The sequence below is a fragment of the Streptomyces sp. NPDC043427 genome, from assembly GCF_056436655.1.
Genome location: NZ_JBWKCC010000022.1, coordinates 1 through 18,399 on the forward strand (window position 1 = coordinate 1; position 18,399 = coordinate 18,399).

Annotated in this window: 18 protein-coding genes; 8 read left to right on the forward strand and 10 right to left on the reverse strand. The window is 71.6% G+C overall.

Going from position 1 to position 18,399, the window contains the following annotated elements; translation table 11 throughout:
* Nucleotides 1–325: 325 nt before the first annotated feature.
* From AC067M_RS29515 to AC067M_RS29535, 5 genes are all read left to right on the forward strand, one after another.
* A complete protein-coding gene (locus AC067M_RS29515) occupies nt 326–1,054 on the forward strand; it encodes a hypothetical protein (RefSeq protein WP_478700085.1) in 729 nt (242 codons plus the stop codon).
* Between the two features lie 163 nt (nt 1,055–1,217).
* On the forward strand, nt 1,218–2,480 hold the full coding sequence (locus tag AC067M_RS29520) for an ABC transporter substrate-binding protein (RefSeq protein WP_478700086.1): 1,263 nt from the start codon (nt 1,218–1,220) through the stop codon (nt 2,478–2,480).
* A 2-nt stretch (nt 2,481–2,482) separates the two neighbouring features.
* On the forward strand, nt 2,483–3,430 hold the full coding sequence (locus tag AC067M_RS29525; RefSeq protein WP_478700210.1) for a carbohydrate ABC transporter permease: 948 nt from the start codon (nt 2,483–2,485) through the stop codon (nt 3,428–3,430).
* Nucleotides 3,430–4,263, forward strand: a complete 834-nt coding sequence (locus AC067M_RS29530) for a carbohydrate ABC transporter permease (RefSeq protein ID WP_478700087.1) — start codon at nt 3,430–3,432, stop codon at nt 4,261–4,263. The genes AC067M_RS29525 and AC067M_RS29530 overlap by 1 nt, the downstream gene beginning before the upstream one ends.
* Nucleotides 4,264–4,295: 32 nt before the next feature.
* Nucleotides 4,296–5,492 (forward strand): ABC transporter ATP-binding protein, encoded by a 1,197-nt coding sequence (locus AC067M_RS29535; RefSeq protein WP_478700088.1) that lies wholly within the window; start codon nt 4,296–4,298, stop codon nt 5,490–5,492.
* 48 nt (nt 5,493–5,540) lie between these two features.
* Here AC067M_RS29535 and AC067M_RS29540 read toward each other — a convergent pair whose 3' ends face one another.
* On the reverse strand, nt 5,541–6,176 hold the full coding sequence (locus AC067M_RS29540; RefSeq protein WP_478700089.1) for a TetR family transcriptional regulator: 636 nt from the start codon (nt 6,174–6,176) through the stop codon (nt 5,541–5,543).
* An 80-nt stretch (nt 6,177–6,256) separates the two neighbouring features.
* On the opposite strand from AC067M_RS29540, the gene AC067M_RS29545 reads away from it, so the two are divergent.
* The gene (locus AC067M_RS29545) at nt 6,257–7,195 is read left to right on the forward strand and encodes an oxidoreductase (protein ID WP_478700090.1); all 939 of its coding nucleotides are present in this window, start codon (nt 6,257–6,259) and stop codon (nt 7,193–7,195) included.
* A gap of 8 nt (nt 7,196–7,203) precedes the next feature.
* Here AC067M_RS29545 and AC067M_RS29550 read toward each other — a convergent pair whose 3' ends face one another.
* From AC067M_RS29550 to AC067M_RS29570, 5 genes are all read right to left on the reverse strand, one after another.
* A complete protein-coding gene (locus AC067M_RS29550) occupies nt 7,204–7,602 on the reverse strand; it encodes a (2Fe-2S) ferredoxin domain-containing protein (protein ID WP_478700091.1) in 399 nt (132 codons plus the stop codon).
* A 3-nt stretch (nt 7,603–7,605) separates the two neighbouring features.
* The gene (locus tag AC067M_RS29555) at nt 7,606–8,133 is read right to left on the reverse strand and encodes an NUDIX hydrolase family protein (protein ID WP_478700211.1); all 528 of its coding nucleotides are present in this window, start codon (nt 8,131–8,133) and stop codon (nt 7,606–7,608) included.
* 24 nt (nt 8,134–8,157) lie between these two features.
* Entirely contained in the window at nt 8,158–9,279 is a 1,122-nt protein-coding gene (locus AC067M_RS29560) for an amidohydrolase family protein (RefSeq protein ID WP_478700092.1), read from the reverse strand.
* Nucleotide 9,280: 1 nt separating this feature from the next.
* Nucleotides 9,281–10,684, reverse strand: a complete 1,404-nt coding sequence (locus AC067M_RS29565; protein ID WP_478700093.1) for a type I glutamate--ammonia ligase — start codon at nt 10,682–10,684, stop codon at nt 9,281–9,283.
* Nucleotides 10,685–10,745: 61 nt separating this feature from the next.
* The gene (locus AC067M_RS29570; protein ID WP_478700094.1) at nt 10,746–11,537 is read right to left on the reverse strand and encodes an SAM-dependent methyltransferase; all 792 of its coding nucleotides are present in this window, start codon (nt 11,535–11,537) and stop codon (nt 10,746–10,748) included.
* A 110-nt stretch (nt 11,538–11,647) separates the two neighbouring features.
* On the opposite strand from AC067M_RS29570, the gene AC067M_RS29575 reads away from it, so the two are divergent.
* A complete protein-coding gene (locus AC067M_RS29575; RefSeq protein WP_478700095.1) occupies nt 11,648–12,517 on the forward strand; it encodes a Cof-type HAD-IIB family hydrolase in 870 nt (289 codons plus the stop codon).
* Between the two features lie 18 nt (nt 12,518–12,535).
* Here the strand turns inward: AC067M_RS29575 and AC067M_RS29580 are convergent, their stop codons facing one another.
* The 4 genes from AC067M_RS29580 to AC067M_RS29595 form a co-directional block, all read right to left on the reverse strand.
* Nucleotides 12,536–13,249, reverse strand: a complete 714-nt coding sequence (locus AC067M_RS29580) for a response regulator (protein WP_478700096.1) — start codon at nt 13,247–13,249, stop codon at nt 12,536–12,538.
* Nucleotides 13,250–13,401: 152 nt separating this feature from the next.
* Nucleotides 13,402–15,417 (reverse strand): FtsX-like permease family protein, encoded by a 2,016-nt coding sequence (locus AC067M_RS29585; protein ID WP_478700097.1) that lies wholly within the window; start codon nt 15,415–15,417, stop codon nt 13,402–13,404.
* Between the two features lie 523 nt (nt 15,418–15,940).
* Nucleotides 15,941–16,624 (reverse strand): ABC transporter ATP-binding protein, encoded by a 684-nt coding sequence (locus tag AC067M_RS29590; RefSeq protein ID WP_478700098.1) that lies wholly within the window; start codon nt 16,622–16,624, stop codon nt 15,941–15,943.
* 55 nt (nt 16,625–16,679) lie between these two features.
* Nucleotides 16,680–17,051, reverse strand: coding sequence for a DUF4333 domain-containing protein (locus AC067M_RS29595; protein ID WP_478700099.1), 372 nt, complete (start codon nt 17,049–17,051; stop codon nt 16,680–16,682).
* A gap of 162 nt (nt 17,052–17,213) precedes the next feature.
* Between AC067M_RS29595 and AC067M_RS29600 the strand changes: the two genes are divergently transcribed.
* Entirely contained in the window at nt 17,214–18,383 is a 1,170-nt protein-coding gene (locus AC067M_RS29600) for a sensor histidine kinase (protein ID WP_478700100.1), read from the forward strand.
* Nucleotides 18,384–18,399: the final 16 nt, after the last annotated feature.

An 18,399-nucleotide genomic window follows, 5' to 3' on the forward strand; every position in this document is an offset into this window, starting at 1 on the left:
TGACGGTCTGCACGGCCACGGCCCTGGGATACGTGCTGGCTCCGCCTGCCCGAGACCCGGTGCCGCTGCTGGTCGGCGGAACGGCACTGCTGAGCCTGTGGGCTCGCCAGAGGTTCCTGCCGAGCGGGAACACCGGACACGACGACTGAGTCCTCGTGCGGCTGCCCTACCGGGCAGGGCTCTTGATCGTTTACTGGGCCGGCATCCACGGTCGGCCCAACTCCGGTTCGCTGAGGTTCTCGCGCGAACCTAGCGTCTTCCACGAGAGCCGGACGTCAGCTGGACGATCGGCTGACCGCCCAGGGCCTCGGTCAGGAGGAGCGCGATGAGCGGGCTCCCGAAGAGGCGTGGCGAACAAGAACCTGCCCCGACGCACGAAGAGATTCAGGCCAGGATCGGAAAGCGCCTCGACGACGTCGCCAAGATCCTGGCCGGTGCCCTCGTCGCCGTCGCCGGCGTCATGACCCTGCTCGGCCTCAGCAGCGATGTCGTGTTCGTCGCCCTCAACAACGACTCCTGGCCCATCTATGTGGCCTCCATCTGCGCCATCCTCGCCATCGTCTGCAGCATTGTGGCTCTGCTCGTGCACCCCACACGGCGGGGCAACCTGTGGGAGACCGTGGTGCTCATTGTCGGGGTGATCTTCTACATGGTGGCTCTGGGCGTGGCGGTGATCGGCGCCGCCAAGGCTGCTGGGGGAAACGGGCGGCCGACCATCACCGACATCAAAATCGACGGTCCCCGGTCTGCTCTGAGATTGAGTTTCGACGTCCATGCCGACGGCGTCGAGACGGGGGCCAGCATCGAAGTGTATGTAAACGCTGTACGGGCCGACTTGTCCCAGCCTGTCGATGACTCGGTCGACGGTTACTCAAGTGAGCTCAGACCCAACGACAAAGGCGTGGTCGAGCAGCGGGTCAGCATGCCGATGTCCCTTCCACCGCAGGCCGCGGGCATCAGCATCGAGGCCCTCAACGCGGGCGACGGGACCCACGACGAGTGTGGCTCGCTCACACAGCGCGGGCCAGCGTGCGCGAGGTTCCGGGTTCCCTGATCACTGTTTCCGGGACGGTGATCGCGCGCTCTCCGCCGATCGGTATGGGCTATTTGCAGCAGTACGAACTTTCGCTTCCCTTATGAACCGTTTAGCGTCACCGGAGAGAGCCACCGCGGGGGTCCGTCCCCGCGCACCGTCCCGGAAGCGAGGTGTAGAGCGCGTGCACCGGACGCGACGCCTGCGGGCGCTTGCCGTACTGCCGCTGCTTGCGTCGATGCTCGCCGCGTGCGGCAGCGACGAGGGCGGCGGACGGCCCACCCTCAACTGGTACAACTTCCCGGACGACTCCGGCGCGCTCCAGAAGGCGGCCGACCGGTGCAGCAAGGCGTCCGGCGGCCGGTACCGGATCAGCTACAACAAGCTCCCGCGCGCCGCCGACGGCCAGCGTCAGCAGATGGTCCGCAGGCTCGCCGCCGAGGACGACTCGCTCGACATCCTGGGCCTGGACGTCACCTGGGCGGCGGAGTTCGCCGAGGCGCGCTGGATCCGCGAGTGGACCGGGGCGGTGAAGCAGCGGGCCATCCAGGGCACCCTGCGGGTACCGCTGCAGACCTCGACCTGGAAGGGCAGGCTGTACGCCGTCCCCTACAACACCAACACCCAACTGCTCTGGTACCGCAAGGACCTGGTCCCCACCCCGCCCAAGACCTGGGCCGAGATGATCACCATGGCCCGCGCCCTCGCCCGGCAGGGCAAGCCGCACTTCGTGGAGATCCAGGGCGCCCAGTACGAGGGCCTCACCGTCTGGTTCAACACGCTGATCAACAGCGCGGGCGGCTCCATCCTCAACCGGAGCGCGACCGAGCCCTCCCTCGGCCCGCCGGCCGTGCGGGCCGCCGGCGTCATGCGGGACCTGGCGAGATCCTCGGCCGCGGACCCCTCCCTGTCCAACCAGATGGAGGACCAGAACCGCCTCGCCATGGAGTCGGGGACGGCGGCGTTCGAACTCAACTACCCGTTCGTCTATCCGTCCATGAAGGCGAACAACCCCGACCTGTTCAAGAACTTCGGCTGGGCCCTCTACCCCCGGGTCGACGCGAACCGCCCGGCCCGCCCCACGATCGGCGGCATCGACCTGGCCGTGAGCGCCTACTCCCGCCACCCCGACCTGGCCTTCGAGGCCGCCCTGTGCCTGCGCAACCGGGAGAACCAGCTCACCGCCGCGCTCGAGGGCGGACTGCCGCCCACCCTGCGCGGCCTGTACGACGAGCCGGAGTTCATGAAGGCGTACCCGTTCTCCCGGGAGGTGCTGGCCTCCTTGCAGGCGGCGAGCGTACGGCCGATCACTCCGGCCTACCAGAACATCTCGATCGCGATCTCCCACACGCTGTCCCCGCCGTCGGCGATCAATCCGGTGAGCTCGATCGAGACCATCGGGGACCAGATCGACGATGCCCTGCGATCCGAGGGTGTGATCCCGTGAGCATGCAAGCCGAACCGGCCGGAGCCCCGCAGCCCCCGGAGGCGGAGCCCTCGAAGCAGGACCGGGCGGCGGTCTCGGCAGGCGCCCGGCAGGAGCGACGGCTCGGCTGGCTGCTGTGCGCACCCGCCGTCGTCGTCATGCTCGCCGTGACCGCCTACCCCATCGGGTACGCCATCTACCTGTCCCTCCAGCGGTACGACCTGCGCTTTCCCGGGCAGGCGAAGTGGGTGGGCCTGAGCAACTACGGGGCCGTGCTGACCTCCCCGTTCTGGTGGGACGCGTTCTGGGTGACGCTGTTCATCACCGGCGTGTCCGTGGCCATCGAACTGGCCCTCGGCATGGGACTCGCGCTGGTCATGCACCGCACGATCTTCACGCGCGGTGTCGTGCGTACGTCGGTCCTCATCCCGTACGGCATCGTCACCGTGGTCGCCGCCTTCTCCTGGCAGTACGCCTGGACCCCGGACCTCGGCTACCTCGCCGGGCTGCTGCCCGAGGGAGATGCCCCGCTGACCGAGCAGTGGCCCGCCCTGTGGCTGATCGTCCTCGCAGAGGTGTGGAAGACGACGCCGTTCATGGCCCTGCTGCTGCTCGCGGGCCTCGCCCTGGTCCCCGAGGAGACTCTGAAGGCGGCCATGGTGGACGGCGCCACACCCTGGCAGCGGTTCACCAAGGTCATGGTGCCGCTGATGAAGCCGGCCATCCTGGTCGCGCTGCTCTTCCGCACCCTCGACGCGTTCCGGATCTTCGACAACATCTACGTCCTGACCGCGGGCGCCCAGGACACCGGCTCCGTGTCGATCCTCGGGTACGACAACCTGTTCACCGCGCTGAACCTCGGCATCGGGTCGGCGATCTCGGTCCTGATCTTCATCTGTGTCGGGATCATCGCCTTCACGTTCGTCAAGCTGTTCGGCGCCGCCGCACCGGGCGCGGAGGTGAAGCGCTGATGGCCGCCGTAGGAAAGACGCACGCCGCCCGATGGGCCGTCGTGAACATCGTGGTGGTGCTGTACGCCCTGTTCCCGGTGTGGTGGATCGCCGCGCTGTCGTTCAAGGACCCCAGCACCCTCACGGACGGCGACTACATCCCGAGGGACTGGACCTGGGAGAACTACTCGGGCATCTTCGCGACATCCGAGTTCACCAGGGCGCTGATCAACTCGATCGGCATCGCCCTGATCGCCACGGTCATCGCGGTGGCGCTGGGCACCATGGCCGCCTACGCAGTGGCCAGGCTGCGCTTCCCCGGCAAGCGGGTGCTCATCGGCATGTCGCTGCTGATCGCCATGTTCCCGCCGATCTCCCTGGTGTCGCCGCTGTTCAACATCGAGCGGATCATCGGGATCTTCGACACCTGGATCGGGCTGATCATCCCGTACATGACCTTCTCGCTGCCGCTGGCGATCTACACCCTGTCGGCGTTCTTCCGGGAGATCCCCTGGGACCTGGAGAAGGCCGCCAAGGTGGACGGGGCCACACCCGCGCAGGCGTTCCGGATGGTCATCGTGCCGCTCGCCGCGCCGGGCGTGTTCACCACGGCCATCCTCGTGTTCATCTTCTGCTGGAACGACTTCCTGTTCGCGATCTCGCTGACGTCCACGGAGTCCGCGCGGACGGTACCGGCCGCGATCGCGTTCTTCACCGGCAGTTCGCAGTTCCAGCAGCCGACCGGGTCGATCGCCGCCGCCGCCGTGGTGATCACCATCCCGATCATCTTGTTCGTTCTGTTCTTCCAGCGGCGGATCGTCGCCGGACTGACCTCCGGGGCCGTCAAGGGATGACCCGCAAGGCATGAGGCAAGGAGGCACCACCCATGGCCGAGATCGTCCTTGAGGGAGTCACCAAGCGTTTCCCCGACGGATCCCTCGCCGTCAAGGACGTGGACCTCGACATCGCCGACGGTGAGTTCGTGATCCTCGTCGGACCGTCGGGATGCGGCAAGTCCACCACCCTGAACATGATCGCCGGGCTCGAGGACATCACCGACGGCACGCTGCGCATCGGGGAGCGGGTCGTCAACGACCTCGCGCCCAAAGAGCGCGACGTCGCCATGGTGTTCCAGAGCTACGCCCTGTACCCGCACATGAGCGTCCGGGAGAACATGGGGTTCCCGCTGCGCCTGGCCAGGGTGGACAAGGACACCATCAACACCAAGGTCGAGGAGGCCGCGCGCGTTCTCGACCTGAGCGAGCACCTGGACCGCAAACCCGCCAACCTCTCGGGCGGGCAGCGCCAGCGCGTGGCCATGGGACGGGCGATCGTCCGTGACCCGAAGGCGTTCCTGATGGACGAACCGCTGTCCAACCTGGACGCCAAACTCCGCGTACAGATGCGCACCCAGATCTCCCGGCTGCAACGGCGCCTGGGCACCACCACGGTGTACGTCACCCACGACCAGACCGAGGCGATGACCCTGGGCGACCGTGTCGTGGTCATGCGGCAGGGGCTGGTCCAGCAGATCGGCACGCCCGCGCAGCTGTACGACCTCCCGCGCAACCTCTTCGTCGCGGGCTTCATCGGCTCCCCGGCGATGAACTTCCTGAACGCGACCCTGGAGCACGGAGCCCTGCGCTCACCGTTGGGCGAGATGCCCCTCGACAACCGCATGCGGCAGGAGCTGGAGCGGCAGAACGCACCCCGCGAGGTCATCATCGGACTGCGTCCGGAGGCCTTCGAGGACGCGGCCCTGTCCCGCGAGCGGGCAGGCGGCGGACCCGTCTTCACCGCCACCGTGGACGTGCTGGAGTCGCTGGGCTCCGACGTGTACGTCTACTTCTCCGCGGAGGGCGGCCCCGTGAAGACCGCCGAACTGGAGGAACTCGCCACCGACTCGGGCGCGCGGGACACCGGCGCCGGAGAGGGGGGCGGCCAGCAGATCGTGGCCCGCCTGGACGCCGCGACCCGCGCCCGCGAGGGCCACCAGGTGCAGCTGCAGGTCGACATGGCCAAGGCGCACGTCTTCGACCCGAGGACCGGCGTGAACCTCACGCACCCGGAGACCGCCGGCTGACCTCTTACCGGCTGATCCCGCCCCGGCCGACGCGCCGCGCCGATGCGCTCAGCGCGCTCGGCCGGGCCGGGGGGCCTCGTCCAGCGCCGGGGCGATGACCGCGAAGGCCCGGTCGGTCAGGACGACGGGATCCTCGGCGCCCTCGCTGGCGCTCCACCGGTGCAGGACCGTGTCGAACGCGGTGAGCGCCATCCCGGCGGCCAGCCGCGGATAGAGGTCGGTGTCGGAATCGAGCCCGAGCCGGTCGGCCAGTTCCGTCGACAGGTCGTCCCGCCACTGCGCCTGCCGCTCCAGGAAACGGGCGTGCAGGGCGGGCGTGCGCAGGATCAGCCGGACCACCCGCAGCGCCCTCTCGGCGTGGTCGGAGTGGTCGGCGCAGGCGGCGACGGGGACCTGGACGGTGTGCCGCAGCGCCACGGACGGGGGTTCCGCGGCGGGGCGCGCCGCCAGCTCGGCGCACATGTCGGCGCCCATCCCCGCCAGGAACTGGACGACCACGTCCTCCTTCGACGCGAAGTACCGGAAGAACGTCCGCTTGGACACCCCGGCCGCGGCCACGATCTCGTCGACGGTGACCCCGTCGAACCCCTTCAGCGCGAGCAGTTGCAGGGCAGCCTCGGTCAACTCGTCCGAGACGAGCTGGCGTTTGCGCTGGGCGAGGGTGGTGCCGGGTCGGGGGTTCACCGTTCCATCGTAGCGCGGTGTCAACGGAGGCACCAAGTGCCATCTTGACACTTTGTGTCATCAAGGGCACGGTGTGGCGCATGACCGAACGACAGCGGTGGACCGCCGAGCACATTCCGGACCAGAGTGAGCGCGTGTTCGTCGTCACCGGGGCCAACAGCGGCCTCGGCCTGGCGACCACGCGTGCACTCGCCCGCAGGGGCGGGCACGTGATCCTCGCGGTGCGCGACGAGGACAAGGGGCGGCGGGCGGCCGCGCGGATCACCGCCGGGCAGCCGGACGCCCACCTCGACGTACGCCGGATCGACCTGGCCGACCTGGACTCGGTCCGCGCCTTCGCCGACGGACTGCGTGCCGACCACGCGCGCCTGGACGTCCTCGTCAACAACGCCGGAGTGATGGCACCGCCGCGCACGCTCAGCGCGCAGGGCCACGAGGTGCAGTTCGCCGCCAACCACCTCGGGCACTTCGCCCTCACCGGCCTGCTCCTGGACCTGCTGGCCGCCGGACGCGATCCCCGGGTGGTCACGGTGAGCTCGATCAACCACCGGCAGGGGCGCCTGAACTTCGACGACCTGACCGCAGAGCGCCGCTACTCACCGATGGGCTTCTACAACCAGTCGAAGCTGGCCAACGCCGTCTTCGGCCGGGAGCTGGACCGCCGGCTCACCGAGGCCGGCAGCCCGGTGCGCAGCCTGCTCGCGCACCCCGGCTACAGCGCCACGAACCTCCAGTTCGACGGGCCGGTCGCCCTGTGGAGCGTGCTCTTCGGCCGCATCGGCGGCCCGCTGCTCGCGCAGTCCCCGGACCGGGGCGCGCTGCCGCAGCTCTACGCGGCCACCGCCTTGGACGTGGCGGGCGGCGACTTCATCGGGCCGGACGGCCTGGGTGAGCTGCGCGGTGCGCCGACGCGGGTGCGGCTGTCCCCGGCAGCCGAGGACGCCGACACCGGTCGCCGCCTGTGGGAGGTGTCGGAGAACCTGACGGGGGTGCGGTTCGTGTTTCCGACACCCGTGTGAGACGCGGGTCAGCGGCGCGCCCGGGACCGCGCCTTACGCGGCGGGCGGACGAACTGGAGCTCCAGGGTGATCGGGGGCTCGGCGAGGCCGGGGCCGCCGGCGTCGGCCCAGGCGATCAGGTCGTCCGTGCAGTCGTCGCCCATCGCGAAGCCGACCCAGACGGCACGGCCGCCGGCCAGCCGTCCGGCGGTGGAGGGCTGCACGACGACGACGTTGGCCTGGTCGCACGGGCCCAGACAGTCCGTCGTACGGACGGCGAACCGCCCGCCGGAGGCGGCCGCGCCGGCGCGCAGCCGGTCCAGCTGCCAGGCGTGGTCGGAGTCGGGGTACTTGCGGGGGTCGCCGCAGCAGCAGCCGCGGCACACCACGAGGGTGCACGGCCGCTGCCCGGCCCGTATCACCGGCACAGGTCAGGACGCCAGGCCGACGTGGGCCAGCGCCTGCCGCAGCAGGAAGCCGTGACCGCCCGGCATCTCGCTCTGCACACCCGGCGACAGGGCCTCCTGCGGGCTGAACCAGACCAGGTCGAGGGCGTCCTGCCGGGGCCGGCAGTCACCGGTCACCGGCACGATGTAGGCGAGGGACACCGCGTGCTGACGCGGGTCGTGGTACGGCGAGACGCCCTGCGTCGGGAAGTACTCCGCGACCGTGAAGGGCTGGAGGGAGGTCGGGACGCGGGGGAGGGCCACGGGACCGAGGTCCTTCTCCAGGTGGCGCAGGAGGGCGTCCCGGACGCGCTCGTGGTGCATCACCCGGCCGGAGACCAGGGTCCGGCTGACATTGCCGTCCTGTCCGATGCGCAGCAACAGTCCGATGCTGGTGACTTCGCCGCTGTCGTCGACGCGCACGGGCACCGCCTCGACGTAGAGGATGGGCATACGGGCGCGCGCCGATTCGAGCTCGTCGGACGTCAGCCAACCGGGCGTGGTTTCGGTCATGTCAGACATTGCTTGATCATACTTTCAGTCGTCTGCGGGCCAACGGTAGACCTGACGGGCGTTGTCCGCTCCCGCCCAGCGGGCGATGCGCAGCGCGTCGGGCAGACTCAGTTCGTCGTCGTCCACCCGGTCCTGGAGCAGATCGCCCAGTCCCCTGCGGAAGGCCAGCGCGCCGAGCCAGTGGAACTCGGAGACACCGTAGGCGTCGGAGCTGTACAGCAGTTTGCGGAACGGTGTGATCTCCAACGCCTCCTCCACCACCGCCCGGGCCCGGGCCGGCCCGACGTAGTGGAGGGTGAGACCGACGTCGAGGTACACCTGCTCGAACACCGCGGCCAGGTAGGCGGCCTGGCGCTGGTAGGGCCAGCAGTGCAGGAGCAGCACCGGGATCGTGCCCGCGGTCAGGTGCAGCCAGTCGGTGAGGTGGGTGGGGTCGGTCCGGTGCAGCCGGATGTCGTTGTCGCCGAAGCCGGTGTGGAGCTGGAGGGGCAGGCCCAGGTCGACGGCTGTCCACAGCAGATGCCGGACGAGCACCGGGTCGTCGAGGCGGCCGCCCCGGGCCAGCCATCGCCGGGCGGCCTGCGTGACGTCGGCCGGTGCGGGGCGGGCCGGGTCCAGCTCGAAGCCCGTGCGGTACGCGGCCACGGACTTCACCCCCACCACACCCGGCCGCGCCACGGCGTCCCGGGCGGCCCGCGTGAACGTCTCGGCGTACGCGTCCGGTTCGACGCCGACGGCCGCCACAGCCTCGGCGACGCTCTCCAGCCGGACGACTTCGTACGTCTCGTACGGTGGAGGCGTGTGACGGGGGAGCTCCGTGGGGCCGAAGCCCGTGTCGACGCAGAACACCTCCACCCCCGCGGCGGCCAGGAAGCGCCGGTTGACCTCCCGCCAGCCCAGTTCGGCCCGCCGGGCCAGGTACGCCTCGGCGGGGGCGTGGCGGGGCAGGTCGAGCAGGGGTGCGCAATGGCGGCGTACGGCCACGCCCACTGGGCTGTCGAACGGCGAGATGCCGCTGCCGGGCCACCTCTCACCCTCGGTGATCAGGGACTCGAAGCCGGCCCGGTCCAGGTCTTCGGTGGCCACGCCGTGGCAGTGGTGGTCGACCAGCGGCAGCGCGTCGAGGGTGTCGTGGACCGCCCCCATGTCAGTACTTCCAGCGGTACGCCGCCGCCACCCGCTCGTCGTCCAGGCCGTGCACCGCGGCGATCTCCCCTTCGCGTACGGCGACGACGGCGTCGGCGAGGACCGGTCCCAGCGCGCCGCGCAGCAGAGCGTCCGCGCGGAACTGCTCGACGGACTCCGCCAGCGAGGTGGGCAGCCGGCGCACTCCCCGGGCGGCCGCCTCCTCGGCGGCGAGCCCGGCCGGATCGCCGGAGACCTCCTCGGGCAGAGACACGCCCGACGCCAGGCCGTCCAGGCCCGCGGCGATCAGGCAGCCGAGGGCGAGATACGGGTTGGCGGCCAGGTCCACGGGCTTCACCTCCAGGTTCGCCTGCTGGTCGCGCAGCCCCGCCGTGCCGGTGACGACCCGGATCGCGGTCTCGCGCGTCTCCAGGCCCCAGCAGGCGAACACCCCGGCCCACTGGGAGGGCTTGAGGCGCAGATGGCTGGCCGGGCTCGGTGCGGTCACCGCGGTCAGGGCCGGGAGGCGGGCGAGCACGCCGGCCGCGAAGGACTCGGCGTCGGCCGTCATGCCGTGGCGGCCCCCGCCACCGGAGTGCAGGTTCCGCCCGTCGCGCCAGGCGGAGAGATGGACGTGGCCGCCGTTGCCGACGCCCCGCGCGAGGACGGCGGGGGAGAAGGAGACCCTCAGCCCGTGGCGCCGCGCCACCGCCCGGACGGTCTGCCGCACCAGCACACTGCGGTCGGCCGCCGCCACCGGATCGAGCGCCCCCACCGACACCTCGAACTGCCCCGCCGCGTACTCGGGATGGATCTGGTCGACGTCCACGCCCTGCGCGACGAGGGCGGCCAGCAGCTCGGCCAGGTAGTCGCTCAGCTCCACCTGCCGGGTGGCACCGTACGCAGGACCGGACGTTGCGGGCACGAACTCCGTGTCGGGGGCCGAGTCCAGCCCCACCGCCCACTCGATCTCGATGCCCGCGCGGAAGGTGAGCCCGTGCTCGCGGGTCGCGTCCGCGACGATCCGGCGCAGGAAGGTGCGGGAGCACCCCGGGTGACGGTCGCCGTCCTGCGTGATCCGGTCGACGGGCGCCCAGGCCCAGCCGGGCTGTCCGGCCAGCACCACCAGCTGGTCGAGGTCGGGGTAGAGACGCAGGTCGCCGTCCGGGGAGCCGAGCACATCGGTGGTGACGATGTGGTCGTTGGCCAGGAACGTGTCGAACACCGGGGACATGCCGACACCCCAGGCCACCGCCGAGGCCAGCTTGGCGGTCGGGACCGTCTTCACCCGCCCGATCCCCGCGGTGTCGACGTACGCCAGCACGATCCCGTGCACGCCCTGCCCGGCGAGGCTCTCACCGAGCGAGGTGGCTCGGTCGACGTCACCAGGGCGTCCGCCGGGGACGGGATCGGCAAGGGTGGTCATACGTCCTCCACAATCGACGTCCGCCGGTTCGGCATGTCCGTCCGGCTCGGCATGTCGTCCGTCAGGGTTTCACGGCCACCGCGCCGAACTGCGGTACCACGGCCGGAGAGCCGGGCTCCGCCCGCCACCGCGAACACGACACGAGCCCGGGTTCGAGCAGCTCCAGTCCCTCGAAGAACGCGGCGACGTCCGCGCCGCTGCGGGCGGTGATCGGCGGAGTGGCGTTCTCGTTCCAGAACTCCATCGCCGGGATCTGGCCCTCGCCGCCCAGATCGGGCTCGAAAGTGGGGTGGGTGAGGACCAGGAAGCTGCCGGAGGGGACCGCGGCCATGACCCGCCGTACGATCTCCCGCGCCTTTTCCGTGTCCAGCACGAAATTGAGAATGCCGAGGAACATGACCGCGACGGGTCGGCTCAGGTCGAGGGTGCCCGCGGCGCGTTCGAGGATGGCGTCCGGGTCGTGCACGTCCGCGTCGACGTAGTCGGTGACGCCCTCGGACGTCCCGGTCAGCAGGGTGCGGGCGTGCGCCAGCACGATCGGGTCGTTGTCGACGTACACGATCCGCGACTCAGGCGCGATCCGCTGCGCGATCTCATGCGTGTTGTCCCCGGTCGGCAGCCCCGTCCCGATGTCCAGGAACTGCCGCACCCCGTGTTCCTCCGTCAGAAACCGCACCGCCCGGCCCAGGAACCACCGGTCGGCGCGAGCGATGTCCCGGATCAACGGGAACATCCCGGCCACGTGCGCACCGACCTGCCGGTCGACCTCGTAGTTGTCCTCGCCGCCGATCCAGTAGTTCCAGACCCGCGCGTTGTGCGCCACACCGGTGTTGAGCCGCGCCTTGTCGGTCACGATCGGTCTCCTCCAGGTCCGGGCCGACGTAGTCGTCATTGTGCCGTCAGATGATCAGCATGTCCCGGGTTAGGGTGACAATCGGCCCGCCCCCCTACAGAAAGCAGGACATGCCCTACTCGCCCTCGCCCCTCGCCACGCCCGATTCCACCGCCCCCGCCTCCGCCGACATCCGGCTGGTCGTCACCGACATGGACGGCACGTTGTTGGACGACGACAAGCGGGCCCCGGAGGCGCTGCGGGAGGTGTTGGGGTGGCTGCGGGAGCGGGGCGTGTTGTTCAGCCCGGCCAGTGGGCGGCAGTACGCCACGCTGGCGCGGGAGTTCGCGGATGTGGCCGAGGGCATGGTGTTCATCGCGGAGAACGGCACGTACGTGGTGCGCGACGGGGTGGAGCTGAGCTCCGATCCGCTGGCACCCGGGGTCGCCGCCCGAGTCGCGGCGTCCGTACGGCAGTTGGTGGCGGACGGCGTCGACGTCGGGGCCGTCGTGTGCGGGAAGCGGTCCGCGTACGTGGAGCGGACCGACGAGGCGTTCCTGGCCGAGGTGCGCAGGTACTACGTCGAGCACCGGATCGTCGAGGACGTCGCCGCCGTCGACGACGAGGTCATCAAGGTGGCCCTGTTCGACTTCGGGTCGGCGGAGCGGACCACCGCGCCCGCTCTGACGGACTTCGCCGCGACCCACAAGGTGGTCGTCTCCGGCGAGCACTGGGTCGACGTGATGAACCGCACCGCCAACAAGGGCGCCGCCCTGCGCCGGCTCCAGCGGGAGCTCGGCATCACGCCCGCGCAGACCCTGGTGTTCGGCGACTACCTCAACGACCTGGAGATGCTGGACGCCGCCGAGTGGTCTTTCGCCATGGCCAACGCCCATCCTGACGTCGTCCGCCGGGCCCGCCACATCGCCCCCTCCAACAACGACAACGGCGTCCTGCGTACCGTCGCACGCCTTCTCGACCTGCCGGTGAAGGGCCTTTGATCCGTCCGACCCGTCGCCTCACGGACGGGGCTGCGCGTGCCCGTGCTGCCAGGCCCAGGCCGCGATCTCGACGCGGTTGCGGGCGGCCAGCTTGATCTGAACGCTGGACAGGTGCGTCTTCACCGTGGAGAGGGAGACGTACAGTTCGGCGGCGATCTCCGCGTTGGTACGGCCGAGCGCGACCAGGCGGACCACGTCGAGCTCACGGTCGGTGAGAGCTTCGGTGAGCCGTGCCGGGCGGGGTGCCGCGGCGGCCGCCTGTGGTGCCGTGAGGTGCTTGAGCAGGCGGACGGTGATCGACGGGGAGACCAGGGAGTCTCCGGCCGCCGCGGCCCGGACCGCCTCCGCGAGCAGCGCCGGGCCGGCGTCCTTGAGCAGGAACCCGCAGGCGCCGCCGCGCAGCGCGCCGTAGACGTACTCGTCGAGGTCGAAGGTGGTCACCACGACCACCCGCATCGGGTCGGCCACCTCGGGCCCGGCCAGCAGCCGGGTCGCCTCCAGGCCGTCCAGCTTCGGCATCCGGATGTCCAGCAGGCACACGTCCGGCCGCACCCGGCGGGCCAGCGCCACCGCTTCCTCGCCGTCGACGGCCTCGGCGATCACGGTGATGTCGGGCTGCGCGTCCAGGAAGAAGCGGAAGCCGGTGCGGACCATGTCCTGGTCGTCGGCGATGAGGACACGGATGGGAGCGGCGCCGGAAGCGGGGGTGGGCGTGGGCGCTGGGGTGGTCATGGCTCGATCATGCCTCAGGATCGAGTGGTGGGGAGGACGGGGCATCGAAGGAGCGGCCCCGTGGGGGCCGCTCCTTCTGGTCGTGTCCCTGCCGCCTCTCGGTCGTGCGGTCCGGTGGGCGGCCCCGTCCGCAGGTCGTGTCGGTGCTGTGGTCAGTCCGCCGATTGCGCCGGGTCCGCGGTCACCCTGCGCAGCAGGGGCCTGCTCGCGCTGATCGCCGCGAACATGGCCAGGGCGCCGAGGAGTACGCAGGCGAGCAGGTGCAGGGTGCCGGTGGTGTCGATCGTGGAGCCCAGCGCCTTGTTGAGCTTGAAGGAGCCGTAGACGCCCATGGCGGTGGTTCCGCCGGCCAGCACGACGAGGGGGAGCACCGTCTCGCGGAGCCTGGCCCGGTCCAGCTCCTTCAGCGGGGTGCCGGCCAGCCGCAGCAGGCCGTAGACGCGGCGCCGGTCGAGGACGTTCGCCGCCGCGGTCAGACCGGCCGAGGCGGTCGCCACGAGGAAGCTCAGGGCCAGTGTGGCGGTGCTGACCTCGGCGATGCGGCCGATGACCGTGCGGTCGACCGCGGTCGCGTAGTCCTGGGTGTACGGCGCGCCGATCGCGGAGACGGACGTGAGGGCGGTGACGGCGGTGTCGATCTGTTCCGGACCGCCGGAGACACGGGCGACCACGCCCGGGCTGCCGCCCAGCAGACCGTCGTAGTCGTCCTCGCGCCCGACGGTGACGGTCGCGGTGACGCCCGCCCGGTCCAGCAGCGTACGGGCCTCGGTGGCGGCGTGCCGGGCGCCGGCCGCGTCGGCGGTCACCACGGCGACCTGGTCCCGGTACTGCGAGCCTTCGGTACCCAGCTGGCTGACGGAGAAGAAGCCGGCCGCGAACCCGGCGAGCACCAGCCCGCTGACGGTACGCCAGGCCCCGCGCGGGTCGTCGCTGAGCCTGCGGGCCGCCAGCAGGGTCGCCGGGCGGCGCGCGAAGAGGCCCACGATCCGGCCCAGCCGGTCCACGACCCACGGACCGAACAGCCAGAACGCCCCGTAGAACAGCAGCAGGAGGGCGAGCGCCTGACGGCTCGACAGTTCGCCGGCGCTGAACTGGAAGACGCACAGGAGGGCCACCACGAAGAGCACCATCCGGATCATCCGGGTGCGGCGCGGGTTCGCCTGCTGGGCGACCCCCAGCGGCGAGGACGCCACCTGGCGCAGCATCGACACCGCGCTGACGGTGATGAGCGCGGTGACCGCCGCGACCACGGCCGCGAACCAGGGCAGACCCACCCACAACTGGTGGGTGTACCAGCTGCCCACGCCGTACGGCACCTGCGCCAGCAGCGGCAGCAGCGCCACGTAGGCGAGCGCGCCCGCGAGGGCGCCGGTCGCGCCGACGGCCGTGGCCTCGGCGGCGGTCATGGCGATGATCTGCCGCGGGGTCGCCCCGGCCAACCGGAGCGCGGCGAGTCGCTGCTCGCGGCGGGCCGCGCCGAGCCGCCCGGCCGCCGAGGACAGCACGACCACGGGCATCGCGAGGAGCACGACCCCCACCAGCGCCGTCACCTGGTCCGTGGCCGTGAACATGCTCGCCTTCGTCCCGGAGAACCCGGAGATCTCGGCCCGCGCGGCCTGCCCCATGGCGAACCAGTTGCCGGCGTCCTCCACCGCCTTCGACATCGGCGGGTCGGTCGGCGCCCGGCCCACCACGGCCACCAGCTCGTCCGGTGAGGCGAGTCCGGCGGCGCCGATCGTGCCGTACGACGTGCCCTTGGCGGATGGGGGGAAGCGGTCGGCCAGTTGGCCCGGGGGCAGCTCATGGACCAGCTCGGCGAGGGCGGGGGAGAGGTACAGCTCGCCCTTCTTCGGGAAGGCGTCGAGGCCGGGCGGTGCGGGGGTCTGCGCGCGGCCGGGCAACTGGGCCAGCGAGACGACGGTGACGGGTTCGTGGCGGACGTAGGTCGTGGCGAGCGCCTGGACGGCGGTGCCGTGCTTCGCGGGCTCGGGGGTGCGCCAGGCGGTGCGGTCGGCGCGGGCACCCGAGCCGAGGCTCGCGGCGATCAACACCAGCATCACGAACGCGCCGACAGCGGCGGCCCCGGCCGCGAGCAGCTGACTCTGCAGGCCGCGACGGCCGGAGGACCGGGCGAGGTGCCAGGTCAGGGGCAGGACGGGGGAACGCATGGGGTCTCCGGGGCTCTGGGTGCGGGGCCGGGGCGGGCGGCGAAACGCGGGGTGGGTTTGGCGTGAGCGCGGGCCGGCGGCGGTGTGCCGGGTGTGCGGGCCGGGGCGGGCGAGCCGCTCTGTTCGGCTGGGGCGGGCGGTGGTGTGTGGTGTGGGTTCGGCTGGGTCAGGCGGTGAGGTGTGGTGTCGTGTGGGAGGGCCGGGTCAGGCAGTGAGTGGGGTGTGGGAGGGCTGGGGCGGGCGGTGGTGTGGGTTGGGCCGGTCTGGACGGCGGTGTGTGGTGTGGGCTGGGCAGCGGTGAGTCGGGTGTGGGTGGGCTGGCGCGGGCCGCGGTGTGTGGTGTGGGTTGGGCCGGTCCGGACGGCGACTTGCGGGTCGGGGCAGGCGGTGATGTGCCCCCGTGGGCGTGGCCGCGGCACGCGATGTCGTGTCAGGTCGGCGGGGCCCGGGCGCGCGGCGGCCCGTCGGGTGTGCGGGGCCAGGGCACGCGGACGACGTGTCGGCGCGGGTGCCGACCGAGCGCTCAGCTGACCGTGTACTGCGTGTGGCCGCTGATCCGGCCGTCGCGGACTTGGAGGATGCGGTCGCAGTGGGCGGCGACGTCGGCGTCGTGGGTGACCATGACCAGGGCGGCGCCCTGCGCGCGGGTGACGGAGGTCAGCAGCCGGACGACCTCCTCGCTGGTGGCCTGGTCCAGCGCGCCGGTGGGCTCGTCGGCGAAGACCACGTCCGGCTCCACGGCCAGGGCACGGGCGATCGCCACCCGCTGGGCCTGGCCGCCGGAGAGCTGACCGGGGCGGCGCCCCTCCAGGCCGTCGAGGCCCAGCGGCGCGAACCAGCGGCGGGCCCGCTCGACGGCTGTCCTGCGCGGGGTGCCCTCCAGCATCAGCGGCAGGGCGACGTTCTCCTCAGCGGGCAACTCGGGCAGCAGCTGACCGAACTGGAAGACGAACCCGAACCGCTTGCGGCGCAGCGCGCTGAGCCGGTTCTCGCCCAGCGCGTCGATGCGCTCGCCGCGCAGCAGGACCTGCCCGCCCTCGGGCCGGACGATTCCGGCCAGGGCGTGCAGCAGGGTGGACTTGCCGGACCCCGAAGGACCCATGATCGCCAACGAGTCGCGCTCGCCGACCTCGACGTCCACCCCGGCCAGCGCGGTGGTGGAGCCGTACTTTTTGACGAGGCCGTGACCGGCCAGGACGGTGCTCATGATCTGCCGTGACTCCTTCTTCAGTGCGCCAGTGCGCCCAGTGCGCTCAGCGCTCTCAGCGGTCGAACTTCCACGTGACGGAGGAGTCCGTCGCCCTGGTCACGGCCACGCGGATGTCGATGGTCTTCCCGTCGCTCGTCCTGCCGGTGCACGTGAGGGTGGCGCCCGCCACCGCCTTCAGCCCGGTCGGGCAGGCCACGTCCTGGACCTTCCGCCCGACCCAGGGCAGCGGGTGGTACTTGCCCTGCGTACGGCTCGCGACGATGTCGGGGGCCAGCGCCTCGTGTCCGCCGACCAGCACCGTGCTGTGTTCGTCCAGCTCGGTGGTCGACTCGGTGTCGGCGATGAGATGGGTGACGAGCGTGCCGAGGGCGACCACCACGGTGGCACCCCCGACCACCCCCACGACGAACCTGCTGGGCTGCATCACGTGCTCCCGAAAGGCTGATGGGCAAAAGGGCTGGGAAGTGGCTCCACCCTCGCCCGCGCGGCGCCGCGCGCGCCTCGGCCATACGGCCAGGGTTCACGGACCGGCCCCTCGACCGTTCGGCCGATCCGGCCGCCCGGGGGCTCGCATACGGTGACCGGCATGAGATCCGTTGCCGGCCGGGGCTGCGCCCGGGGAGTCGCCGTGGGCGCCCTGCTCGGTGCCTCCGTCTACGACGTGGCCATCGCCGGCGCCAACTCCCAGGCGCTGTGGCCGCCCGTCCTGGTGCTGCTCGCCGGCCTCGCCGCCGTGCTCTGGCCCGCCCCGCGACGGCCGCGATGGCTCACCCCGCAGCTGCGCACCGCCGTGCCCGCTCTGCTGTCCGTGGCGTACACGGCGGTGGCGCTCCTCACCGACCGGCCGACGTTGTTCGGGCCGGCCGAGGTGGTCGTCCTGCTGTGCCTGCTGTTCATCGCCGTACGGCACTGCCCGCAGCCCTGGGCCGTGGTGTGCGGTGTCCTGGACGGCGCGGCTCTCCTCGCCCTGTCGGTGCGCTACTTCCAGTCGGTCCGGGCCGGCGAGGCACAGGGCGGGATGGTCGTGGGTCTCGCGCTCATCGGCCTGGTCGGCGGGCTCGCCGGCTATCTGCGCTCCCTGGACTACCGTCGCGAGGTGGCGGTCGGTGAGACGCGCCGGGAGGAGCGCCTGGCCATCGCCGCGGACCTGCACGACTTCGTCGCCCACCATGTCACCGGCATCCTCGTGCAGACCCAGATGGCCCGCATGATGGCGACCACACAGCCGCAGGACCTGGACCCGGTCCTGGCCGGCATCGAACGGGCCGCCACGGAGGCGCTGGCCTCCATGCGCCGTACGGTCGGCGTGCTGCGGGACACCGGCCCGGACGCCGCCGACCGCCGCCCGGTCGGCGATCTGGCGGGCATCGCCGAACTGACCGAGGGCTTCGCGACCCCGGGCCAGCGCGTCACCCTCCACCGCGACCCCGCCGTCTCCGACCACCTCCCGCACGAGGTGCAGGCGGCGGCCTTCCGGGTGGTCCAGGAGGCGTTGACGAACGTACGGCGGCACGCGGCCGACGCCGGCGAGGTCGCCGTTTGGCTGCGGCGCGACGGGGACCGGCTGGAGGCGGCGGTGACCGACGACGGCCGCGGCGGCACCCAGCTCCCCGACGCCGCCCACGGCGGCGGCTTCGGCCTCGTCGGCCTGAAGGAACGGGTGACCGCGATCGGCGGCGAACTGCACGCGGGGCCGCGGACCGGACACGGGTGGGAGGTACGGGCGGTGTTTCCGGTGGGGAAGCACGAGAGCTGAGGGACGTGGTCTGCCC